At 51.2% G+C, this 18,856-nt stretch carries 11 protein-coding genes and 8 pseudogenes; 8 read left to right on the top strand and 11 right to left on the bottom strand.

All coding sequences use genetic code 11. The features are described from left to right. Positions 1 to 232 precede the first annotated feature (232 nt). The 8 genes and pseudogenes from Q6A51_RS26205 to Q6A51_RS26170 form a co-directional block, all read right to left on the bottom strand. Entirely contained in the window at positions 233 to 472 is a 240-nt protein-coding gene (locus tag Q6A51_RS26205) for an STAS domain-containing protein (protein WP_304576059.1), read from the bottom strand. 70 nt (positions 473 to 542) lie between these two features. Beyond that, a complete protein-coding gene (locus Q6A51_RS26200) occupies positions 543 to 911 on the bottom strand; it encodes a response regulator (RefSeq protein WP_304576058.1) in 369 nt (122 codons plus the stop codon). Positions 912 to 967: 56 nt separating this feature from the next. Next, positions 968 to 2,186: pseudogene (locus Q6A51_RS26195) on the bottom strand (response regulator). Between the two features lie 2 nt (positions 2,187 to 2,188). After that, a complete protein-coding gene (locus Q6A51_RS26190) occupies positions 2,189 to 3,517 on the bottom strand; it encodes an ATP-binding protein (RefSeq protein ID WP_304576057.1) in 1,329 nt (442 codons plus the stop codon). A 13-nt stretch (positions 3,518 to 3,530) separates the two neighbouring features. Further along, on the bottom strand, positions 3,531 to 4,142 hold the full coding sequence (locus Q6A51_RS26185; protein WP_304576056.1) for a chemotaxis protein CheC: 612 nt from the start codon (positions 4,140 to 4,142) through the stop codon (positions 3,531 to 3,533). Beyond that, the gene (locus tag Q6A51_RS26180; RefSeq protein ID WP_304576055.1) at positions 4,142 to 4,501 is read right to left on the bottom strand and encodes a response regulator; all 360 of its coding nucleotides are present in this window, start codon (positions 4,499 to 4,501) and stop codon (positions 4,142 to 4,144) included. The genes Q6A51_RS26185 and Q6A51_RS26180 overlap by 1 nt, the downstream gene beginning before the upstream one ends. Before the next feature lie 178 nt (positions 4,502 to 4,679). Beyond that, the gene (locus Q6A51_RS26175; RefSeq protein WP_304576054.1) at positions 4,680 to 5,309 is read right to left on the bottom strand and encodes a response regulator; all 630 of its coding nucleotides are present in this window, start codon (positions 5,307 to 5,309) and stop codon (positions 4,680 to 4,682) included. A 2-nt stretch (positions 5,310 to 5,311) separates the two neighbouring features. Continuing rightward, positions 5,312 to 6,760: a PAS domain-containing sensor histidine kinase gene (locus tag Q6A51_RS26170; RefSeq protein WP_304576053.1), complete on the bottom strand. Its 1,449-nt coding sequence runs from the start codon at positions 6,758 to 6,760 to the stop codon at positions 5,312 to 5,314. Between the two features lie 234 nt (positions 6,761 to 6,994). On the opposite strand from Q6A51_RS26170, the gene Q6A51_RS26165 reads away from it, so the two are divergent. The 5 genes and pseudogenes from Q6A51_RS26165 to Q6A51_RS27700 form a co-directional block, all read left to right on the top strand. Further along, entirely contained in the window at positions 6,995 to 9,487 is a 2,493-nt protein-coding gene (locus Q6A51_RS26165) for an ATP-binding protein (protein WP_304576052.1), read from the top strand. Between the two features lie 71 nt (positions 9,488 to 9,558). Next, a complete protein-coding gene (locus Q6A51_RS26160) occupies positions 9,559 to 10,629 on the top strand; it encodes an HD domain-containing phosphohydrolase (RefSeq protein WP_304576051.1) in 1,071 nt (356 codons plus the stop codon). A 431-nt stretch (positions 10,630 to 11,060) separates the two neighbouring features. After that, positions 11,061 to 11,376, top strand: a pseudogene (locus Q6A51_RS26155) (IS630 family transposase); the annotation flags it as partial. 564 nt (positions 11,377 to 11,940) lie between these two features. Then, positions 11,941 to 13,119: pseudogene (locus Q6A51_RS27705) on the top strand (HAMP domain-containing protein); the annotation flags it as partial. Between the two features lie 348 nt (positions 13,120 to 13,467). After that, positions 13,468 to 13,974 (top strand): annotated as a pseudogene (locus Q6A51_RS27700) (methyl-accepting chemotaxis protein); the annotation flags it as partial. Between the two features lie 118 nt (positions 13,975 to 14,092). Here Q6A51_RS27700 and Q6A51_RS26145 read toward each other — a convergent pair. Next, positions 14,093 to 15,057, bottom strand: a pseudogene (locus Q6A51_RS26145) (IS5 family transposase). 330 nt (positions 15,058 to 15,387) lie between these two features. Between Q6A51_RS26145 and Q6A51_RS27695 the strand changes: the two are divergent. Further along, positions 15,388 to 16,155: pseudogene (locus Q6A51_RS27695) on the top strand (MCP four helix bundle domain-containing protein); the annotation flags it as partial. After that, the gene (locus tag Q6A51_RS27690; protein ID WP_405046188.1) at positions 16,150 to 17,013 is read left to right on the top strand and encodes a methyl-accepting chemotaxis protein; all 864 of its coding nucleotides are present in this window, start codon (positions 16,150 to 16,152) and stop codon (positions 17,011 to 17,013) included. The pseudogene Q6A51_RS27695 and the gene Q6A51_RS27690, both read left to right, overlap by 6 nt. A gap of 202 nt (positions 17,014 to 17,215) precedes the next feature. On the opposite strand, the pseudogene Q6A51_RS27685 reads toward Q6A51_RS27690, so the two are convergent. Continuing rightward, positions 17,216 to 17,334 (bottom strand): annotated as a pseudogene (locus Q6A51_RS27685) (IS30 family transposase); the annotation flags it as partial. Positions 17,335 to 17,354: 20 nt separating this feature from the next. After that, the gene (locus tag Q6A51_RS26135; RefSeq protein WP_405046187.1) at positions 17,355 to 18,206 is read right to left on the bottom strand and encodes a reverse transcriptase domain-containing protein; all 852 of its coding nucleotides are present in this window, start codon (positions 18,204 to 18,206) and stop codon (positions 17,355 to 17,357) included. A 187-nt stretch (positions 18,207 to 18,393) separates the two neighbouring features. On the opposite strand from Q6A51_RS26135, the pseudogene Q6A51_RS26130 reads away from it, so the two are divergent. Continuing rightward, positions 18,394 to 18,729, top strand: a pseudogene (locus Q6A51_RS26130) (LexA family protein); the annotation flags it as partial. Positions 18,730 to 18,856: the final 127 nt, after the last annotated feature.

The following is an 18,856-nucleotide window of genomic DNA, read 5'->3' as shown; positions in this document are numbered from 1 at the left end:
CATTGTTTACCTTATGGGCAACTGCTTTGATGAGAGATAAGCCAAGTTTTTTCCATAAAAACCACAACCCGATAAGCAACTAAATCTTGGCATTTCTTGCACCCGCTTCTCACAACCAGCATTTTTATTTAATTTATTTATAAACCCTCACCCATAAAAATTAATAATATATACCTATATATTTTTTACACCATCTGCAGGCAGATACTTGTTACCTAAATAGCTTTACAACTCAAGAACCCGCGTCTAACAGACGACCCAAACCACGCATTTCCAACGCGTTGATCATGACCTCGCTAGCGTTGCTCAACAGCAACTGACGCCCTAGGCGATTTGATTCAATCTTGGCAACAATCAGTAGCTGTACACCAGCAGCATCTATTTCCACGACGTCACCTAAATCTATTTCTATTTCCCAGGCCATAGGGATCAAATCCAGCAAAAGCTCCTGTTGAGCAATTGCCGTTATCATAGTCAGGTCTCCCTCCTTGATGACTATCCGCTGCAAGAGGCGATCAGCGTCGCACATAATAGTGCCCTCTCTATAGAAGGATCTGGACGTAAACCGTCGCCAACAGATGGTGAGGCTGGAATGGCTTGGAGATCCAATGCTTGATACCTGCATTCAGGCCACGACGACGGACCTCGTCGTCGACTACCGCTGTAAGCATGACAACCGGAGTGAATCTGCAGGCAGGTAAGCACCGGACGTCCTCCACGAAGGCCACCCCGTCCATCGCCGCCATATCCATATCAACCAGAATCAGATGCGCCTTGTTCTTGCTTAGCCAAACCAAAGCGTCGCTAGGCTCGCAGCTGTTTATCGCGTCATAACCGCCCCCCTTGAGGGTGATACTCAGCATTCGACTGAGAGAAGACGAGTCACTCACGATCAGGATCGATTGAGCCATGGGTTGCACTCCAGCGGAACCGGGTAAAAATCAAGTACAAACACCGATGTTTCGACCTAATTATCAGCCCGAATAAACACCGTGAAATAACCACTCTCTACAGTTTCAAAAGCCGTCAGCTTTTCGATCAGCAAAGCCGTCAACACCTTGCTTTCGTTCAGCAACACTCCGTTACTTGCATTTAGATTACGGTCGAGCACCATCGGGCTGTAAACGCCTCACATCCATGACCTTGACCGACGGATCGATAAAGTTTTCCGGCAGATAACGGGTACAAACCTCGATAAACGGCTCAATCAGTCCGGGATCGTAAAGCCGGGATTTATTGTGGCGCAGATGTACCAGTACCTCGTCACAGGTGAGGTAGCGATCCAGTACTAGTGCGCATTGCAGCTCCACATAATCAACCGCCAGCTTCAGGACGCGTGCGCCTAAAGGGATGGCCTGGCCCATGAGGTGGTCTGGGAAACCGCTACCATCCCAGTGTTCCTGATGATGACGGATGAGATTATTGGCGTCCTGCAACAGCTGGTCGCTCCAGTCCAGCTTACCGATGTTGTACAAAGCCGCAGCCATAGACAGGTTACGGGTATCAGCCTCGCTGAAAGCATTGTGGGCACAGTAGGCGCGAACTACTTCTATGACTCGTTGATTGATCTGGCGAACGCGCGGGAGGCGCTGATTCACCATGAGCGAAAACGCTTCAGTACTAGTTATGTAGCTGTGCCGCAACTCGTCGTAAGCCAGATCTCGCATCTCTGCGGTCTGTTGCAACTCTGCCGTACGCGCATTGCCCCTTCGTTCAAGGCTGTCAGTGAGATCACGCAAAGTATTGTTCTGCTCGCGGATAAGTCCCAGCAAGTTATCCCGATCACGGCGAACACTCTGCATCTCCAGAGCCCGTTCCAGCGTGAGCCGTAGTTCCTCGTCATTCCAGGGTTTGCTGATATAGCGAAAAATGTGCCCCTCATTGATCGCCTTGGTGATCATGCTCAGGTCGGCATAACCGGTCAGCAGAATATTCATGCACTCAGGATCGCGTTGATACACTTGGCTGAGCAGGGTTGGCCCATCCATACCCGGCATGCGCGCATCGCTGACGATCAGGTCGATATGGTGGAGCTCGAAAAGACCCAGTGCCTGGCCGCCACTGGTCGCCAACAGCAAGTCATACGGTTTGCCACGTAGCACACGGCGCAGGCTGCTGAGAATGCTCTCTTCGTCATCCACCAACAGAACGGTATAGCGTTTTTCGCTCTCGGATACCGTGCTCATGATCAGTTTCCTTCTACGGCAGAGGTGGAGGGAGTCGCTACCTGAGGTTGGCGCAAAGGCAGCCACACTCGAAAACAACTCCCCCGGCCCGGCTCACTTTCTACTGTGAGCTTTCCATGGTGTTTGGCGACGATGTTGTAGGATAGCGACAAGCCAAGACCCGATCCCATCCCGACGGGCTTGGTGGTGAAAAACGGTTCAAATATCCGGTTCTGGATATCAGCCGGAATACCATGGCCGTTGTCGGCAATTTCGATAAATACGCCGTTGCCTTCGCGGCCGCTGTTGATGATGATTTCACCATTGCTACCAACTGCATGACTGGCATTGATGATCAGGTTCAGGAAGACCTGATTGATCTGAGAACCCATACACTCTATAGGTTCGAGGTCGCCGTAATACTTGATAACCTGCGCCTTGAACTTGATCTCGTTCCAGATGACGTTGAGGGTACTGTCCAGCCCCTTGTGTAGATCAGCAAGTTGCCATTCACAGCTGTCGACGTGGGAGAACTCGCGCAGGTCCTTTACTATCCGATTGACTCGGTCAAGCCCGTCGACCGATTCGATCAACAGATCACCGATGTCCTGACGCAGAAAGTTGTAGTCGGTCTTTTCGCGCAGCATCGCAAGCTCATGGTGGTCCTGAGCATTGCCTTCTTCGCGAGCCCTCTCGTAAGCATCAATCAGAGCGAAAAGATCAGCAAGGTAACCACGCAGGCTATTGACGTTGGAAGATACAAAACCAATCGGATTATTGATCTCATGAGCCACACCAGCTGCGAGTTGACCTATCGCAGCCATTTTCTCGGATTGCAGTAACTGCGCCTGGGCTTCCTCAAGGCGCGCGATCAGGCGTGCCTGGGCGCTCTTTTCCGCTTCCAGCAACTCGTTAAGTTGCGCCAATTCCAACTGGCGGGCCGCAGTGTCAGTCGCATCGCTGATAGCCAGACCAACCCCAAGAGAGCTGCCATAGGCATCCTGTACCGGAAAGAATGTGCAATTCTGATACATGTGCCTGACCGACCCGCTGATAGGCCGAGTGCTGCCAAAATTGAAGAGGTGCGGCCTCTGCTGCCAAGAGGTGAAAGCGAAATTCTGCAGGGTGAAGACGCTGTTGATCTTTTGCCTGGTCCAGCGCTCCGGCAACTCCGGGAATGCTTCAAACAGTGTATGTCCAAGCAAGTCTTCAGCCGGGCGACCGCTATTGATGGACATGAAGTGATTAGAGAACAGTACCTTGTACTCCTTATCAACCAAGAGCACACCCATGTTGATGGCCTTGAGCATGGACTCAAGAGTTTCTCGGGAAATGGCCTTGTTTTCTGTCATGAAGATGCTCCTTTCAAAGCCCGTCAAGCAGACGATCAATCGCGCGAACGACGATCCCGGCAGTACGTTCAGTGATGCAAATCAGCAGGTCACAGGAAAACTGATGAGCCTCAACCTCGAAACGGATTTCCAGCACCATCGCCAGATGCTCATTCAGGTTTAACTCTTCGAGACAGTTCTGCGGTTCTTCGCGACGAACTAAAATCGAAGGTGCGTCATAGCTCACCTGGATTGCCACCTGCCGGGCCAATCCGCTGATGCATGCACCGGAGAGAATGTTGGTGACATCAAGCATCAACTCTTCCTGTTGCTCTGGGCCACCGCCGTCATATCCCAGTAGTTCAGCCAGTTCATCGGCTCCCATGGCACCAAAGCAAACGAACACTTCCCCACGCAATTCGCCCAGAAAGGACTGTCGCGTCACTATCATGGAACTGCTGCGCAGATGATCTGGAATCGACAGATTGTCCTGTTCCTGCACCAATGGGTGAATGAAAGGAACCGAGAGCGTAACGATGGTATCGGTCAGTAGTGCCAAGCGCTCTGCAGCCTGTCCCATGGCAATATTCATCAGTTCCTGCAATGCGTCGCGTTGGTCTTCGGTGAGCGCGGCCAGGTTTTCCATCACAGCACCCCTATGATGTGCAAAGCATTGAGTACAGCTTCAGCCGTCACCGGCTTGGCCACGAATGCAGAAGCGCCCAGATCAAATACTCGCTGTCTGGCCTGAGGCTGGATATCTGCGCTGATCACCACCACCACGACGTTGGCGTCTTCACGCTTGAGAGCTTCAAGAGTCTGGAAGCCATCCATGATGGGCATGGTCAAATCGAGAAACAGCAGTTCCACTAACCCGGCATGGTATGCCTCCATCACTTCGGCACCGTTGCAGGCCTGACGGATATCTTCGGTCAGTGCTAAGGGAAGTGAGCGCAAGACCAGCTTGCGAGACATGGATGAGTCATCGGCTATTAGTACTTTCATGGCGCACTCCACCTTTATGAAGTGTCCTTCAGCCTCGGTCGGCCGGAGAAACAACATTCATCGGGACTTGCGACCAATATCTCGCTATTTATGGCGATGAGCCATCAGACAATGCTGATCTTGCGTTAGGGATTCGCGAAGCGTGTAGGGATTTTCCTACATGGCCTACCTCATTTTTTCAGATCCAGTCCTGACTGATCGCATAACGCACTAAGTCGGTATTGGAGAGAAAACTCATTTTTTCCATTAGCCGGGTTTTGTGAGTGCTGACAGTCTTGTTGCTGATCATGAGCTGTTGTGCAATTTCGTTGACGCTAAAGCCTTGGGCCAGCAGGCGTAAAATCTGGAGCTCACGGTCCGAAAGACTCTCTCCGGGAGCTGTCGACACGGATGTAGTGGTTTGCAGGGCGATCTGCTCAGCCACCACCGGATCGAGATAGCGCCCCCCCGCAGCGACCTTGCGGATGGCAGTCAACAAGGTCTCGGGGTCGCGGTCCTTGGTCAGATAGCCTGAGGCTCCTGCGCGAAGGGCGCGCTGGGCGATGTGGGTCTCGTTGTGCATGGTAAGGATCAGAATCGACAATTGCGGATAATGTGCACGGATGCGCGCGATTAGACTTTCGCCGCTCTCCCCAGGCATGCTCATGTCCAGCAACAATACGTCCACCTGATGCGTACGCAAGCCAGCAAGGACCTGAGCAGCATTCTCGGCCTCCGCCACCACCTCCAACTCTTTGACCAGAGCGAACAATTGTTTAAGTCCCTCTCGCATGATCCGATGATCATCTGCTATCAGTAAGTGAATCATGATCAGGCACTCCTGTGATCGGGAATCCAAATCCGTACGGTAGTACCGCTGCCCGGCATGCTGGATATTTCAGCGCTGCCCCCCAACATGAGGGCGCGTTCGCGCATACCGAACAATCCTAGGGTCTTACCTCCGAGATTGCCTAGTTCAAATCCTTGACCGTCATCAACGATTTGTAGCAACCAGCGTCCGCTTTCATGCGTCAGCGTAATATCCACTCGCGAAGCGTTGGCGTGCCGGGCGACATTGGTCAGGGACTCTTGGATAACCCGGAATACGGCCGTAGCGTCGGCATCATTCAGAATCGGCAATTCTGCTGGCAGATCGAGGCTGCAAGGCATCGACCATTGACGAGTGAACTCGTCGGTCAGCCACTCCAGCGAGGCCGCCAGCCCCATGTTCAAGGCTGAAGGACGCAGGGAGTTTGAAACGTTGCGTACTACCTGTACCGTTCTATCTGCAAGCAGCAAAAGGTTGCCTACCTGCTCTCCTAGAGCTGGCAGTTGCGCACCATATTGGAACCTGAGCAGCGATATACCCATCCGGATTGCGGTCAAGTACTGGCCTAGTTCGTCATGAATCTCTCTGGCGATAAATTTGCGCTCTTCTTCACGTGCATTCTCCCGGCTGCTCAGCAAATCATGCAACTGGGCATTGGACGACGCCAGGTTGCGCTGGGCGTTGCGCAATATTGAAATGTCCCGAATGACCGCCAGTAAACTGGTCAATCGTCCTTGCATATCCCATTCAGGTACCAGACTGATCTGGAACACCCACTGTTCCTGCCGGGAGCTCTTTCGCACATACTCGTGCTCCACAATGCGTCCCCGCTCCACTGCCTCGGCGATGGCCTCGATCAGCATGCGCGATTGTGCACCTGGCCATAAGACCTCATCCAACAAGTGCTGCAACAGGTCTTCCTTGGCCTTATTCAGCCACTGCTCAAGTGTCGGATTGACATACAACAGTCGGCGGTCAGTACTAAGGCGAGCAATACCATCGGGAGAGTTTTCTACCAACGTGCCAATTTCCTGCTGACGCTCACGCTCCTTACGTTGAACCTCACGAAGATCGGTGAAATCGCGGGCAATACACACAATTCGCCGAAGCGCACCAGCAGCATCCTTCAACGGTACGAGATTGAAATGCACGTAGAGTGGCTGGGCGCTACACGGTAACTGGGTATCGAGTTCTATCGGTCCAGCTACATCGATGCAATGTAAGCAGATCGCCTCCACGATATTGGCCACTTCGAGTGTTAGAACTTCCCCGATGGCTTTACCGATCAGTTCGTCCTGAGCACGAGCAAGTCGGCGATAAAGGGCGGGGTTAGCCTCCAGACAAGTCAGCGCCAACGTCGGCCCGACCTCTAACAGGCACATCATATCCAGCGAGTGCTCGAAAATTTCCCGATAACGGGGTTCGCTGTGTTCCCGCGTTTCCTGCGTCATGATCGACTCCATTCGTGCCGGTATCCATATGCGAGCTGAGGCGATGATAGTTCAAAGCTAACTGGGGCGGGGAAAGTGCAGCTAGCTTTTCACCCCCTAGAACTTGTGCATGGTCAATCGCACACTAAATTATCCACTTTTCTTCAATGGGCTGGACATTTTGAGAAACAGGACCAAGAATGATGTCACAATAACATTATCTGCTCGGAATGCCGGAACGTTAGGGAACGCCTCATGAGCCAGATCAAGCCCAGCATTGATTTCCGCCGTTGGATTTGGCGGGCTTTTTTGCGAACGAGCCTCGTGCCCTTGGTCGTGGTCGAGCTCGCGTTGCTGATCGCTTACTTTCTGGCGAATCAATCAATTCTCGATTCGCAAAGCGACTATTTACATCAAAATGCCACTCGAGAACTGCAAGCCTCGGTAAAACAGAACGCCGACATTGTTGATAGTGAATTAGAACAGATCAGCTCTTTGTCTCGACTGCTAGCCAGCACTGTCGAAACGGAGCTTGCTGAAACCCTACCCTACGAGCCCGCGAAGTTGACCACCAGCCCGGACGGCGTACGCTATAGCGATGTTAATGATGGAGGTGCTGCGTCGTTCTATTCCAATATCACACCTCTGGACCGCCAAGACCTGGACATGGTCTCTCGCCTCAAACGTGTGGACTACATGATGAAGGCACTCAAGGAAGGCAATCAGCTGATCACCAGCGTGTACTTCAACAGTGCCGACAGCTACAACCGCATTTACCCTTGGATCAATACGTTAACCCAGTACCCGCATGACATGAACATACCACTGTTCAACTTCTACTACCTGGCAGACGCCAAACATAACCCCCTTCGTAAACCGGTATGGACTGACGTCTATCTAGATCCGGCGGGCAAGGGTTGGATGATGTCCGTGGTCACACCGGTCTACGTCGGTGACACCCTTAAAGGCGTTGTGGGTATCGACGTAACAGTGGATGCCATTCTGCAAAAAATTGCCAGACTCCATGTACCTTGGGTTGGCTACCTGACGCTGTTGAGCAAGGAACACACCATCATGGCTCTGCCAACTGAGGGTGAAAGCGACTTTGGCGTGCCGCCGCGTGAGAACAGGGACGGTTACAAGAAGATTAGGCACGAACACTTCAAGTCTTCAGAATTTTCCCTGGCATCCCATCCGGACCTTCGCGCACTTGACTTAGCGCTAAACCTCCAGCAAAACGGGCTGATTTCCACAGAACTGGACCAGCGCACGCACCTGATAGCCTGGAGCAAGATCCTTTCGGCAGAGTGGAACCTGCTGGCAGTGGTGGAGGAGCATATAGTCACGCAGGAAGTCCAGCATCAGGCAAGACACTTCCAATATGTTGGGTATTTGATGGTCGCTGGTCTACTGGCTTTCTATGCTGTTTTTTTTGCCTACCTATGGATGCGCTCGCGTAATCTGAGCCAACAACTCACCACCCCAATGCTAGGGCTGGCCAACATGATACGCGAAATTGGACAAGGCAATTGGGCCCCACTGGCTCCTCGCTCAAACATCAAAGAGTTGAATACCATGTCCAGTCAAACCTTGGACATGGGCAGGCAACTGGCCGCAGCGGACGCTCGGCAGAGAGCAGCCCAGCAACGACTCCAAATCGTGCTGGAAAACGTCACCGAAGGCATGTGGGAATACACCCCGCAATCGGATACCTTTATGTTCAAGGGGCCTCTCTGCAACCGTTTTGGGCTGGCAGCAGAAAACGTCTCGCCCAAGTTCCTGCTGGGACTCATGCCGGAGGAAGATCGGCAGGGCTTCTGGCGTTTGCTCGAAACCGTCCAGGCCAATGATTCCTGCGTAGCCGAAGTCGAATTTCGCCTGCCTGACCGGCAGGGCGAACTGATCTGGCTGCTTTGTCGCGCCAGCACCTTGAGCAGTCCGACCACTCGCAACCCCACAACAGTTGTCGGCACGTGCGTCGACATCGATACCCTCAAACAGGTCGAGCAAGATTTACGCGAAAAAACCATTGAGGCCCAAGCCGCAAGCCAGACGAAATCGCGTTTTATCTCAAGCATGAGCCACGAACTCAAAACACCGCTGAACGCGATCCTAGGATTCGCCCAACTCAGTCAACTGCACCCCGACGTAAGCCCAGCACAAGCGCATGCATATACACAAGAGATAATGAACGCCAGCATTCACCTACAGCAGCTTGTCGAGGATCTCCTGGAATGGTCAAGCCTGCAAGCTGAAGCGCCACGTATCACGCTCAAACCCGTTGATGTCGAGACATTGTTTCAAGAATGCCTCGCTATGATCACACCGCAGATCGTCGTACAAGGTTTATCTCTGAAAATACTGCCACTGCCACTGCCGTGTCTCGTCATGGCTGACGGTAGACGTACCAAACAGGTGCTCATCAACTTGTTAACGAACGCAGTGAAATACAATCGGACAAATGGGTCTATTGTCATGGGGGCTGAAGTTGATGAAAGGCAGCAGATTGTCCGTCTTTTTGTCGAGGACAATGGACAAGGTATCGATCCTGATCTGCAGGAACAACTGTTTCAGCCATTTCAACGCTTGGGTAAAGAGAACTCAAAAATCCAGGGGACAGGGATCGGCCTCGCGCTTTGCCAGGAGCTGGCGGAACTCATGAGCGGCAAGATGGGTGTCATCAGCAAGGTTGCAACAGGAAGTCGGTTCTGGATAGAGCTGCCGAAGGCTTTTAGCCAAAAAAATTAAGGATTTAAACAATCCTTGTCGGCAAAATCGCAAAGACCTATTCCGTACAAAAGTCGCGGAAGGAGTGAAAGATGTTCTCAACCATCAGAGGCGATGCCGTCATCGTCATTATTGACGATGTAGCCACCAACATCCTCCTGCTGGAGTCCTGTCTGCGCGCCTTTAACCTGCAGCATATTCAAACCTTCTCAAACTCCGCAGAGGGTCTGCAGTGGTGTCGGGACAACAATTGGGACCTCCTGCTGCTGGATATCGATATGCCTGCACCAAATGGCTTCGATATCCTCGACGCCTTACAGGCCAGGGACCGTACCGCCTCGTCGATCATAATAGTCACCGCACTAGATGACCCACATAGTCGACGCATTGGTCTTGAAAAAGGCGCCAACGATTACATCTGCAAGCCCATCGATATGCCCGAGGTTCTGTTGAGAGTTCGTAGCAGCCTGATGCTCGCTCAAAGCAGCCGTCTTTTACAGATTGCCAAACACGAGCTGGAAATCAAGGTGGAACAACGCACGACACAACTCCAGGAGAGCTACCGCGCTATGCTCCGCAGCTTGAGCCGTGCAGCCAGCTATAGAGACAATGATACCGGCAATCACATCGACCGCATCGGGCAGTCGGCTGCGCTGCTGGCCAGAAAAATCGGCATGCCAGCTAGCTGGTGCGACCTGATCAGACAAGCAGCGCCCATGCACGACGTAGGCAAGATAGGCGTGTCGGATAGCATCCTGCAAAAACCTGGTCCGCTGATTTGCGAAGAGCGTGCACAGATGCAGGCGCACCCCCGCATCGGTTATGAAATCCTACACGACCCTCACGGCTCAGGATTAACCGATATGGCCGCGGAAATTTCTTTGGGACATCACGAAAAATGGGACGGTACAGGCTATCCTTCGGGCCTGAAGGGCGAAGATATTCCCCTGAGCGCAAGAATTGTCGCCCTCTGCGATGTCTATGACGCCTTGCGCATGGTCCGTCCCTACAAACAGGCGTGGGACATCGAAGCCGCCACTACTTATATTAAAGAAAATGCCGGTAGCCATTTCGATCCTGTTTTGAGTGAAGCTTTTTGCGAAATAATCAATGAAGTCGAAAGGCTTAATCCCATCCAAAGGAAGTGTATGGACGACCGCTAAACACCGCTTATCTAGTGAAAGGCTTGAAATGGTGACATCAATTCTGTGAATCCCGAGTAGATGGAGATATCGTCGCGGGCAGATAAGCGACCAGAGTGGTACTAAACGTAGCCGTGAGCTAATAGGAAATTAGCGTCTTTGCTGGTTAAGACAGTTAAACCCTCTAAATTCACTGATTCGAGTGAAGGCAGGCAATCAGTTCGTTTAAGACTTTGTAAGAAATCGAAGGAGGCCTTCCCATAACTGCAACCTAAGCTGTTTCAACAAGGACGTTGGACTCATAATCGCCTTGGTACCGATCACGTAGAGTTCGTATGCGAGGTCACAAGCGCTCACAATGAACCAACATAGAAAATAGGGCCTACACTGTAAGTGAACGGGTAACACACCTTGCGCAGAACAGGCAGGCGCTCACAGATGCGGAAGTAACTGCCACTCACAAGCCTCCTGTAGCCAAGGAATGGCTTACATCCACGATTCCACCTGCATTCACCCCTACCTCAAGCTACTGGATAAACATGGTTGATCGCATCTTCCGAGATATCATCGTTTACCTACGAGACGGCAGCTTCAGCTCGACACGCGAATTGGCCAGTTCCCTTACCACGTTTTTAGCGCTGCACAACGCTCAGGCATGTCTGGAGCGCAAAAGGTGAAGACATCTTGCGCAAGATCCAGAGTGCTCGAGAGAAAAGAGAACGTTTTATCGAAGACAGGATATTAGTAAGTTTATTTTTAAAAACCTGAATATGGCCATTTGATATCATTATAGCCAAAAAATCAATTTTGAAATATTTTTTTTATTTGTGGCGTCCCCCCGTTAGTAAGCTATATTTTATATGTGCTTTTAGCACTCAAGGCTCGTTATAATTAACATGTGAAAACTGATTACCTGATGTATATATAGGGCTAGCCAAGAATAGGAAAGGCAAGGTGGCCGACTACAAGTATACAATCAATTTAACCTTGTATGCGTAATAGAAAGCATCCAAATACTTTGCGCAACTTTTTATGATTTTTCATAGTATTTTCCTAAGAATTTGGGTTCTTCTCATACACAAAAATTATTATGCAGTATGAGTGGTGAGGTTTTTAGGGGGGCACTCAGGCGGAGCGTTTAAATATGCTAAGCATGAAGTACTGGCTCCGCAAGTAAAAAATAATTTTAGCGGGTTTAAAAAATGGGGATAGAGGCGTTATTTTTTTCGGGATTTATTTATGAGGAAATATAAGCCTTATATTCGTGCGCCATGGTGTTTGCTCGGCTGTCGCTTGTATAAATTAATTTAATTTTTAGTTAGGGAGAAGTGTATGCGTCTGCACTCTGTTCGCGTTCAAATGATATCGCCAATAGCTCTTCTGGCAGTGATAATTGCAGGGTTGCTGCTGTTAATGCTACTTATGAGTCGGGTCCAGCAGGAGGCAATGCGGCGTCAGGCAGAAAACTATTTTGAGGCCGTCTCAGTGGTCTTAAATGCAGATCGAGATATTTATCAAGCTCTGATAGCACAAGAGCGACTGATGAGTGGAGATGGTAAGGCCACCGATAATCAAGCGGATTTTGATGCGAATGCGCAACAGGTATTTGATCGCTTTAGTAAATTTCGACAGTTTCTCGCAGAGGAGCCACAACTGTTGAAGCCTTTTGGTAATTTTAATCAGCTTTATACTGAATGGATGGAAGCCAGCAAGTCATTGAATATTTCCTTTAAAACAGGAAAAGTCTTATCTGAAGCCTTGCAGAAACAAGATGAGCGGTTCCAAGAAATCCGCGACATGCTTGATGATGCGGGGGAACGCTTACGTCAGCACACGCAATATAAGAGTGTGCAGCCGAATAACGGAGTCGATCTTCAACAATATGTCGAGGCACTCTCCGAGGTGCTTAACGCTGACCGCGATATTTATCAGGCTAGACTCTCCCTACAGAAAATGGCAGCAGGTTCAGGCTCGACTGTCGAAAATCGAGCTTTTTTTGAGGAAAATATTCAACAGGCTTTACAGCGCTTTCATAACTACCGGAGTTACCTCATACGCGAGCCCGAACTCACTAGGCCTTATGAACACTTCGATACTTTATTCAGCGAGTGGATAGCAAAGAGTCGCGCTATTCTGGATTCTTCAAGTTCCAAGAGCCAAGCCATGCTTTCTAAAGAAAAATTGATTGCGGACGAACGTTTTACAGCTATTAGGGATGTACTGGACAAAGCAGGTGAAACGGTTAACGTACACGCCCGCAAACAAAAAGATGAAGTCAAGGAAAGAGTCTCAACTTATGAGAAGTTTGCGATCGCTGTGATCGCCTTAGCTTTTTTGCTAGCCTTAGCAGTAGGTTATTACGTTCCTCTGATGATTACGCGCAACGTGCAAAATATTACACGTCGTATACGAGAGATTGCAGCAGGAGATGGTGATTTAACGTTGCGTATCAATTCAAAATCCCGAGATGAGCTCGGTGATCTGTCTAGAGAGTTTGATTCTTTTGTAGAGCACCTCCGCGAGATTATGAGTGCTATACAAAAACAGTCAGTTATGTTGGGAGGCATGACAGGTCAACTCAATACGGTATCAGAAGAGGCCGGCCGCATAAGTGAGCAGATGGTTATTTCGTCAAACTCGATGGTCAGTACTGGCAATAATATGAGCATTTCTAATCAGCAGATGGCAGGCTTAGCTAAGGACACGGCTGCCGAAGCTAACCTCTCCAGCCAACTGACCTACCAAGGAAAAAATGCGGTAAACATCTCCAACCAAGCGATTGAGCGGCTCGTCGTTGATATTGAACTCGCATTGAAAAGCTCTACCGATCTGGAACAGAGCTCAGCGGCAATTGTCTCGATTCTAGAGGTGATCCGAAAAATTGCTGATCAAACCAATCTGCTGGCTCTTAATGCTGCTATCGAAGCGGCGCGAGCAGGCGAGCAAGGTAGAGGCTTCGCGGTCGTTGCTGACGAGGTCCGTATGCTTGCCACTCGCACACAGGACAGTACACGGGAGATTGAAGAAATGATAGAACGGCTTAAGATGAGCGTTTCCGAATCGACAATGGCTATTCGTAATAGTCGTAATAATGCAGACACAACTGTCGCTCAAATAGATCAAGTCACTGAAATTTTTGACACTCTTAGCGCCTCCTTTGACAAGGTACAGAATATGGCAACTAAAACAGCGATTACGACTGATGAACAAGCACAAGCTTCACATGATATAAGTGAAAATCTACTTTCATTAAAAGAGCAAACCGACGGTGTCAGTAGGATGTCAGACGAAGTAAAGAGCCAGACCAAAAAAATAACAGTGCTCTATCAAGAATTAAAAATCCAGGTCGAGAGCTTCAAGGTCTGAATAAGGCGCCAGGGAAACTCCGAACAAGTTGCCCAGAGCGCTCAGTGAATATTACTTTGACACCGCCAGCCCCGTTTTTTAATCGCCAATCGGCGTAGAATCAGGGCTTGCTCTGGTTTTACCCGTTACAAACGCACCTCTCACGCAGCGCCGGCAATAACTGCCGGCGCGCCATCCATAGATTTGACAGCGCAAACAGCGACGTCAGTTACGCCGCATTCTTACTCCAAGCCGCGAAAGCGAGTCTTTACGCCGAGCTGGCGTTTGATCTCCCAGAATGGATGCTCCACTTTCACGCGTACCTGCGCCTTGACGTTTTCGATCTTGCGCTTGGCTTTGTAGAGCACACAACGCTTGCCCAAGTGCTTGTAATGCTGCATCGCGCAGCGATCTGCCAGATCACTGCGCCCTTCATACTTTGGTCTTTTCTCAACACCGGTATAGCCCGTATCGGCACAGACGACGTTCTCTGCGCCATGCAGCAGATGTGCAACCTGCCACGTTCGCAGCAGTGCCATAAACGTAATGCATCAGACTCGATTCAGCATCTGCGCCGATATGGGCCTTCATGCCGAAATAGTACTGGTTACCCTTCTTCGTCTAATGCATTTCTGGATTGTGTCTACCTTCCTTGTTCTTGGTCGAACTGGGCGCATGGATGATTGTGGCATAGATAACCGTATTCTGGCGTAGCGACAGGCCTTTGTCTTACAGGTAGTTGTTGATGGTTTCCAGAATCCCTGCCGCGAGTTGATGCTTCTCCAAGAGGTCCCGGAAATTCATGATCGTCGTGTATTCGTGTATCGCGGCGCTGAGCGTCAGCCGAGCAAACTGGCGTATCGAAGCTATCTCGTACAGCGCTTCTTCCATGGCTGGATCGCTCAGTGAAAACCAGTTCTGCAGCAAGTGAATACGCAGCATAGTTTCCAAGGGGACGGTTTAGATCTTCGGATAGTGCGGCTCGATCAGGGCAACCAGACCCTCCTCAGGTACGACTTGCTCCATCTCGATCAGAAAGCGCTCTCGACGAGTCTGCTTTCGTTTGCCAGCGTACTCAAAATCGGAAAAGCTCATCTGGCTCATGGGTACGACTGCCCGTCATGGTTTATAGGTATTTATTTCAATAGGGGCTGATTATAGTGTTCATACTTGATCGGAGTTTCCCTAAATCATGTCCTGATAGCGAAATTCCAAATGTTAATCTCCCCTTTAATGAGGAAAAATTTTGAGTCGGAAATCATGGTGCAGTAGGTATCCAGTAATAGCAGAAATATTTTCATCCAACCTCTGGAAAATCTCAAACGCGGCCGATAATAGTGGGTTCAAAAAATTAAAATATCGAGGCGCTATCAAAGCAATACAATCAATAGTAATTTCTAATTTAAAATAGAAGAACCTTTCAGGGAGATTTCCATGTCGCTACGTAGTATGAATATTGCCCCTCGTGCTTTTCTCGGTTTCGCATTTATTGCAATGCTTGTGATTGTGCTGGGCGTCTTCGCCCATTCCCGCATGACGTTGATGCGCCAGGCTACGATTGAAGTACAGACCAACCAGTTACCCAGTGTGGGCTACCTAGGCAACGTGATAGAGGGTGTGCTGCGGATGCGCATCCTGTCTTTTCGAGTCTTGGTCAATCGCGAGCCCGCTGCCCTGGATGAGGCCTACGCGCGTATTACCGTTTTGGTGGATAAGGTGCGAAAGGACCAGAAGAGCTACTCCGACCTGCCTGCTGGAGGTGAGGAGTTGGCAAAGTACCGTGAGTTCTCCGCTACTCTCGACACCTACCTCAAGGATCAGGAACGCATGGTGGAACTGTCCCGGCAAAACAAGCTGGAGGACTTGCGCAGCCTGATCAACACCCAGATCAAGGCCGGCACTGATCTGATGGGCGTACAGCTTAATAAGCTGGTGGAAATCAACAAGCTCGCTGCCAAGGCTGCTTCAGATGAAGCCGGCAAGCAATACGACAACGCCAGCACCGGCATTATCACCGTTTCGGTGATGGCCGCTCTACTGACTGTATTGTTGGCCTGGCTGCTGACCCGCAGCATTGTTACGCCATTGAAGAAGGCCGTCGAAACCGCCGAGATCATCGCCAGCGGTGATCTGAGCAAGCCGATTCAGATCGAGGGTACTGATGAACCGGCTCGCCTGCTGACCACCTTATCCACCATGCAGGGCAACTTGCGCAAGACCATCGAACAGATCTCTGGCTCGGCCACACAGTTGGCTTCGGCGGCGGAAGAACTCAGCTCTGTGACCGAAGAGGCTTCTCGGGGGCTACAACAGCAGAACAACGAGATCGAGCAGGCGGCCACCGCGGTTAATGAGATGACCAGTGCGGTAGAAGAGGTGGCGCGCAATGCCGTTTCGACCTCTGAGGCGTCACAGCAGTCCAATCACGCAGCGCGCGAAGGTCATTGCCGGGTCCTGGAAACCGTGGAAGCAATCCAGGCTATGACCCGGGATGTGCAGGACACTTCGGCCATGATTGAAGGACTGGCTGCCCAAGGCCGCGACATTGGACAGGTGCTGGACGTGATTCGGGCGATCGCCGAACAGACCAACCTGCTGGCCCTCAACGCCGCTATCGAGGCAGCCCGTGCCGGCGAAGCGGGTCGTGGTTTTGCAGTGGTAGCCGATGAAGTACGGGCTCTGGCGCACCGTACCCAGCAGTCGACCCGCGAGATCGAGCAGATGGTGGCAGGTATCCAGAACGGAACCGGTGAAGCCGTGCAGTCGATGCAGCAAAGCAACCAGCGAACCCAGGACACCCTGGAACGCGCCCGGGCGGCAGGGGGCGCACTGGAGCAGATCACCGAGTCGATCAACCTGATTAACGAACGCAATCTGGTGATCGCCAGTGCATCGGAAGAGCAGGCGCAGGTTTCCCGTGAGGTGGACCGTAACCTAGTGAATATTCGCGATCTGGCCTCCCAATCAGCGGCAGGAGCTAACCAGACCAGCGCTGCGAGTCATGAGTTGTCACGCTTGGCGCAAGAGCTGCGCTCGATGGTTGCCCGATTCGTCATCTGACAATCCGAAGGCCTCAGTTGCGATCATTCCAACATTCTGTTTGACAGTTATTTACATCAACACCCCTAATGCCTGCGAGGCCATCACCTTGCGGGCTTGCCGTATCAGCTTTTTCAAGACATAGGCCCCTTAAATTTACGCCTTTCATCTACTCAACCTCATAAGAACCATAAGTAGCTTTCCACTGTTCAGCGCTACGTTACCCTTGTACTGACGAGGTTGCGATGTCATCGCACATTTTTATCAGGATCACATAACCACTGGTGCGCTCAACAAGCATGCTGATCGCCTGGGCATTGCCCTTGTCTTGATCAGATCGCCGGTCGCGGTAGGGATGGCAGTTACCTGTCCCCCCCGCACAGATCCGTACGTGCGGAACTACCGTATACGGCTCCTGCCTTGGGTACGTGACGCGAAGCGATCCTCAGGGTAAGGATGTGCATTTCTGGGTCTTGGTATGTAGAGGTTGGCAAGGCGTCCGTAGCGTGACCATTGAAGCCGATGACGCTGGCTGCGACGTTTGAGGGCGTGCCGCCATAGGCGACACACAGCCGAACGAAAGCCACCAAGTAGTGAAGATAGATATTCGCCAGCAACGGCGAGATCACTGCGCCTTGGGGAGTCCCCTTGGTCGCAACCACCCTACGGCCATCCTCAACAACACCCGCTTGAAGCCATTTGCAGATAAGTCCCAGCAAACGCCGGTCTGCAATCCGGTGTCCTAGAAACATCAGCATCCATTCATGATCGATCTCATCAAAGAACGACGTGATATCTGCATCCAATGTCCAGTTCACCTTCTGACCCTTCAGCGCGACCGTTAACGCATCCAGCGCATCATACTGGCTGCGCCCCGGCCGAACCCCATACGAGAAACCTAGAAAGTCTTCTTCATAGATCGCATTCAGAACAATAACAACTGCCTGCTGCACGATCTTATCATCCAGGGAGGCAATGCCCAGCGGACGCTGCCTGCCGTCAGCTTTGGGAATAAAAACCCGCCGCGACGGCGTTGCCCGATAGGCTCCATTGTGAAGCCTTGTGTGCAAATCGTTCAGCCGCTGGAGAAGACCTTCCTCATACTCTCGCCACGACACGCCATCCACACCTATCGCCGCGTCACGGCGCAGTGCGTAGAAACCCTGCGCCAATAATTGCGGAGTGATGTGATGCAGCAATGCCGTGAACTGCATGCCCTTGTCCCTTCGGGCCGCTTCACAGTGTCCGCTATGAACAGGCCGAAGCGCAGTTTCGTATCCGCCCAACCCATTGATCGCGGAAAAGCCGTCCGTCGAAATTTCCTACATTCAAGATTGACCGCTACAGCAAGCCGACGTTAACTGTATATCCATACAGAAAAAGACGAATAAGGCGTGCATCATGAGCTTTACCATTGTCGGCCAGCCGGCAGAAGGGGGCATAAAGCTGCCCCTTTATTCCTTCAAAGTACCTGCTGGCTTCCCCTCACCAGCTGCTGATCACATAGAGCAGCATATCTCTATCGACCAGTTGCTCGGCATCCGGGCACCGCATGTCTACCTGGTGCGAATCGAAGGCAACAGCATGGAAGGTGCCGGCATCTTCGATGGAGATCTGGCAGTGGTTGACCGTTCGATTACGCCTGAACACGGCCATATCGTGATAGCTGCTGTGAACTGTGAGCCCGTGTGCAAGCGCCTTACAAAGCGCGGCCACGACATCATTCTGACGTCTGAGTGTTGGCGCTGATTGAAAACTGACCCACCCTGCCGATTGAAAATTGACCCAGGACGGATTGCTGATTTCTGTCCCAGCAATTGTGGATAAGCTTAGCAGCAGTGTTCCGATTAAAGACGCATCAAGC

It is taken from the genome of Pseudomonas serbiensis, from assembly GCF_030580745.1.
In the GTDB taxonomy this organism is placed as follows: Bacteria; Pseudomonadota; Gammaproteobacteria; order Pseudomonadales; family Pseudomonadaceae; genus Aquipseudomonas; species Aquipseudomonas serbiensis.
This window is presented reverse-complemented; position numbering and strand designations above follow the sequence as displayed.

Excerpts from the sequence above, each read along its gene's own strand:
- Q6A51_RS26205 (WP_304576059.1), bottom strand. The coding sequence starts at position 472 with ATGATAACGGCAATTGCTCAACAGGAGCTTTTGCTGGATTTGATCCCT.
- Q6A51_RS26200 (WP_304576058.1), bottom strand. The coding sequence starts at position 911 with ATGGCTCAATCGATCCTGATCGTGAGTGACTCGTCTTCTCTCAGTCGA.
- Q6A51_RS26190 (WP_304576057.1), bottom strand. The coding sequence starts at position 3,517 with ATGACAGAAAACAAGGCCATTTCCCGAGAAACTCTTGAGTCCATGCTC.
- Q6A51_RS26185 (WP_304576056.1), bottom strand. The coding sequence starts at position 4,142 with ATGGAAAACCTGGCCGCGCTCACCGAAGACCAACGCGACGCATTGCAG.
- Q6A51_RS26180 (WP_304576055.1), bottom strand. The coding sequence starts at position 4,501 with ATGAAAGTACTAATAGCCGATGACTCATCCATGTCTCGCAAGCTGGTC.
- Q6A51_RS26175 (WP_304576054.1), bottom strand. The coding sequence starts at position 5,309 with ATGATTCACTTACTGATAGCAGATGATCATCGGATCATGCGAGAGGGA.
- Q6A51_RS26170 (WP_304576053.1), bottom strand. The coding sequence starts at position 6,760 with ATGACGCAGGAAACGCGGGAACACAGCGAACCCCGTTATCGGGAAATT.
- Q6A51_RS26165 (WP_304576052.1), top strand. The coding sequence starts at position 6,995 with ATGAGCCAGATCAAGCCCAGCATTGATTTCCGCCGTTGGATTTGGCGG.
- Q6A51_RS26160 (WP_304576051.1), top strand. The coding sequence starts at position 9,559 with ATGTTCTCAACCATCAGAGGCGATGCCGTCATCGTCATTATTGACGAT.
- Q6A51_RS27690 (WP_405046188.1), top strand. The coding sequence starts at position 16,150 with ATGCAGGGCAACTTGCGCAAGACCATCGAACAGATCTCTGGCTCGGCC.
- Q6A51_RS26135 (WP_405046187.1), bottom strand. The coding sequence starts at position 18,206 with ATGCAGTTCACGGCATTGCTGCATCACATCACTCCGCAATTATTGGCG.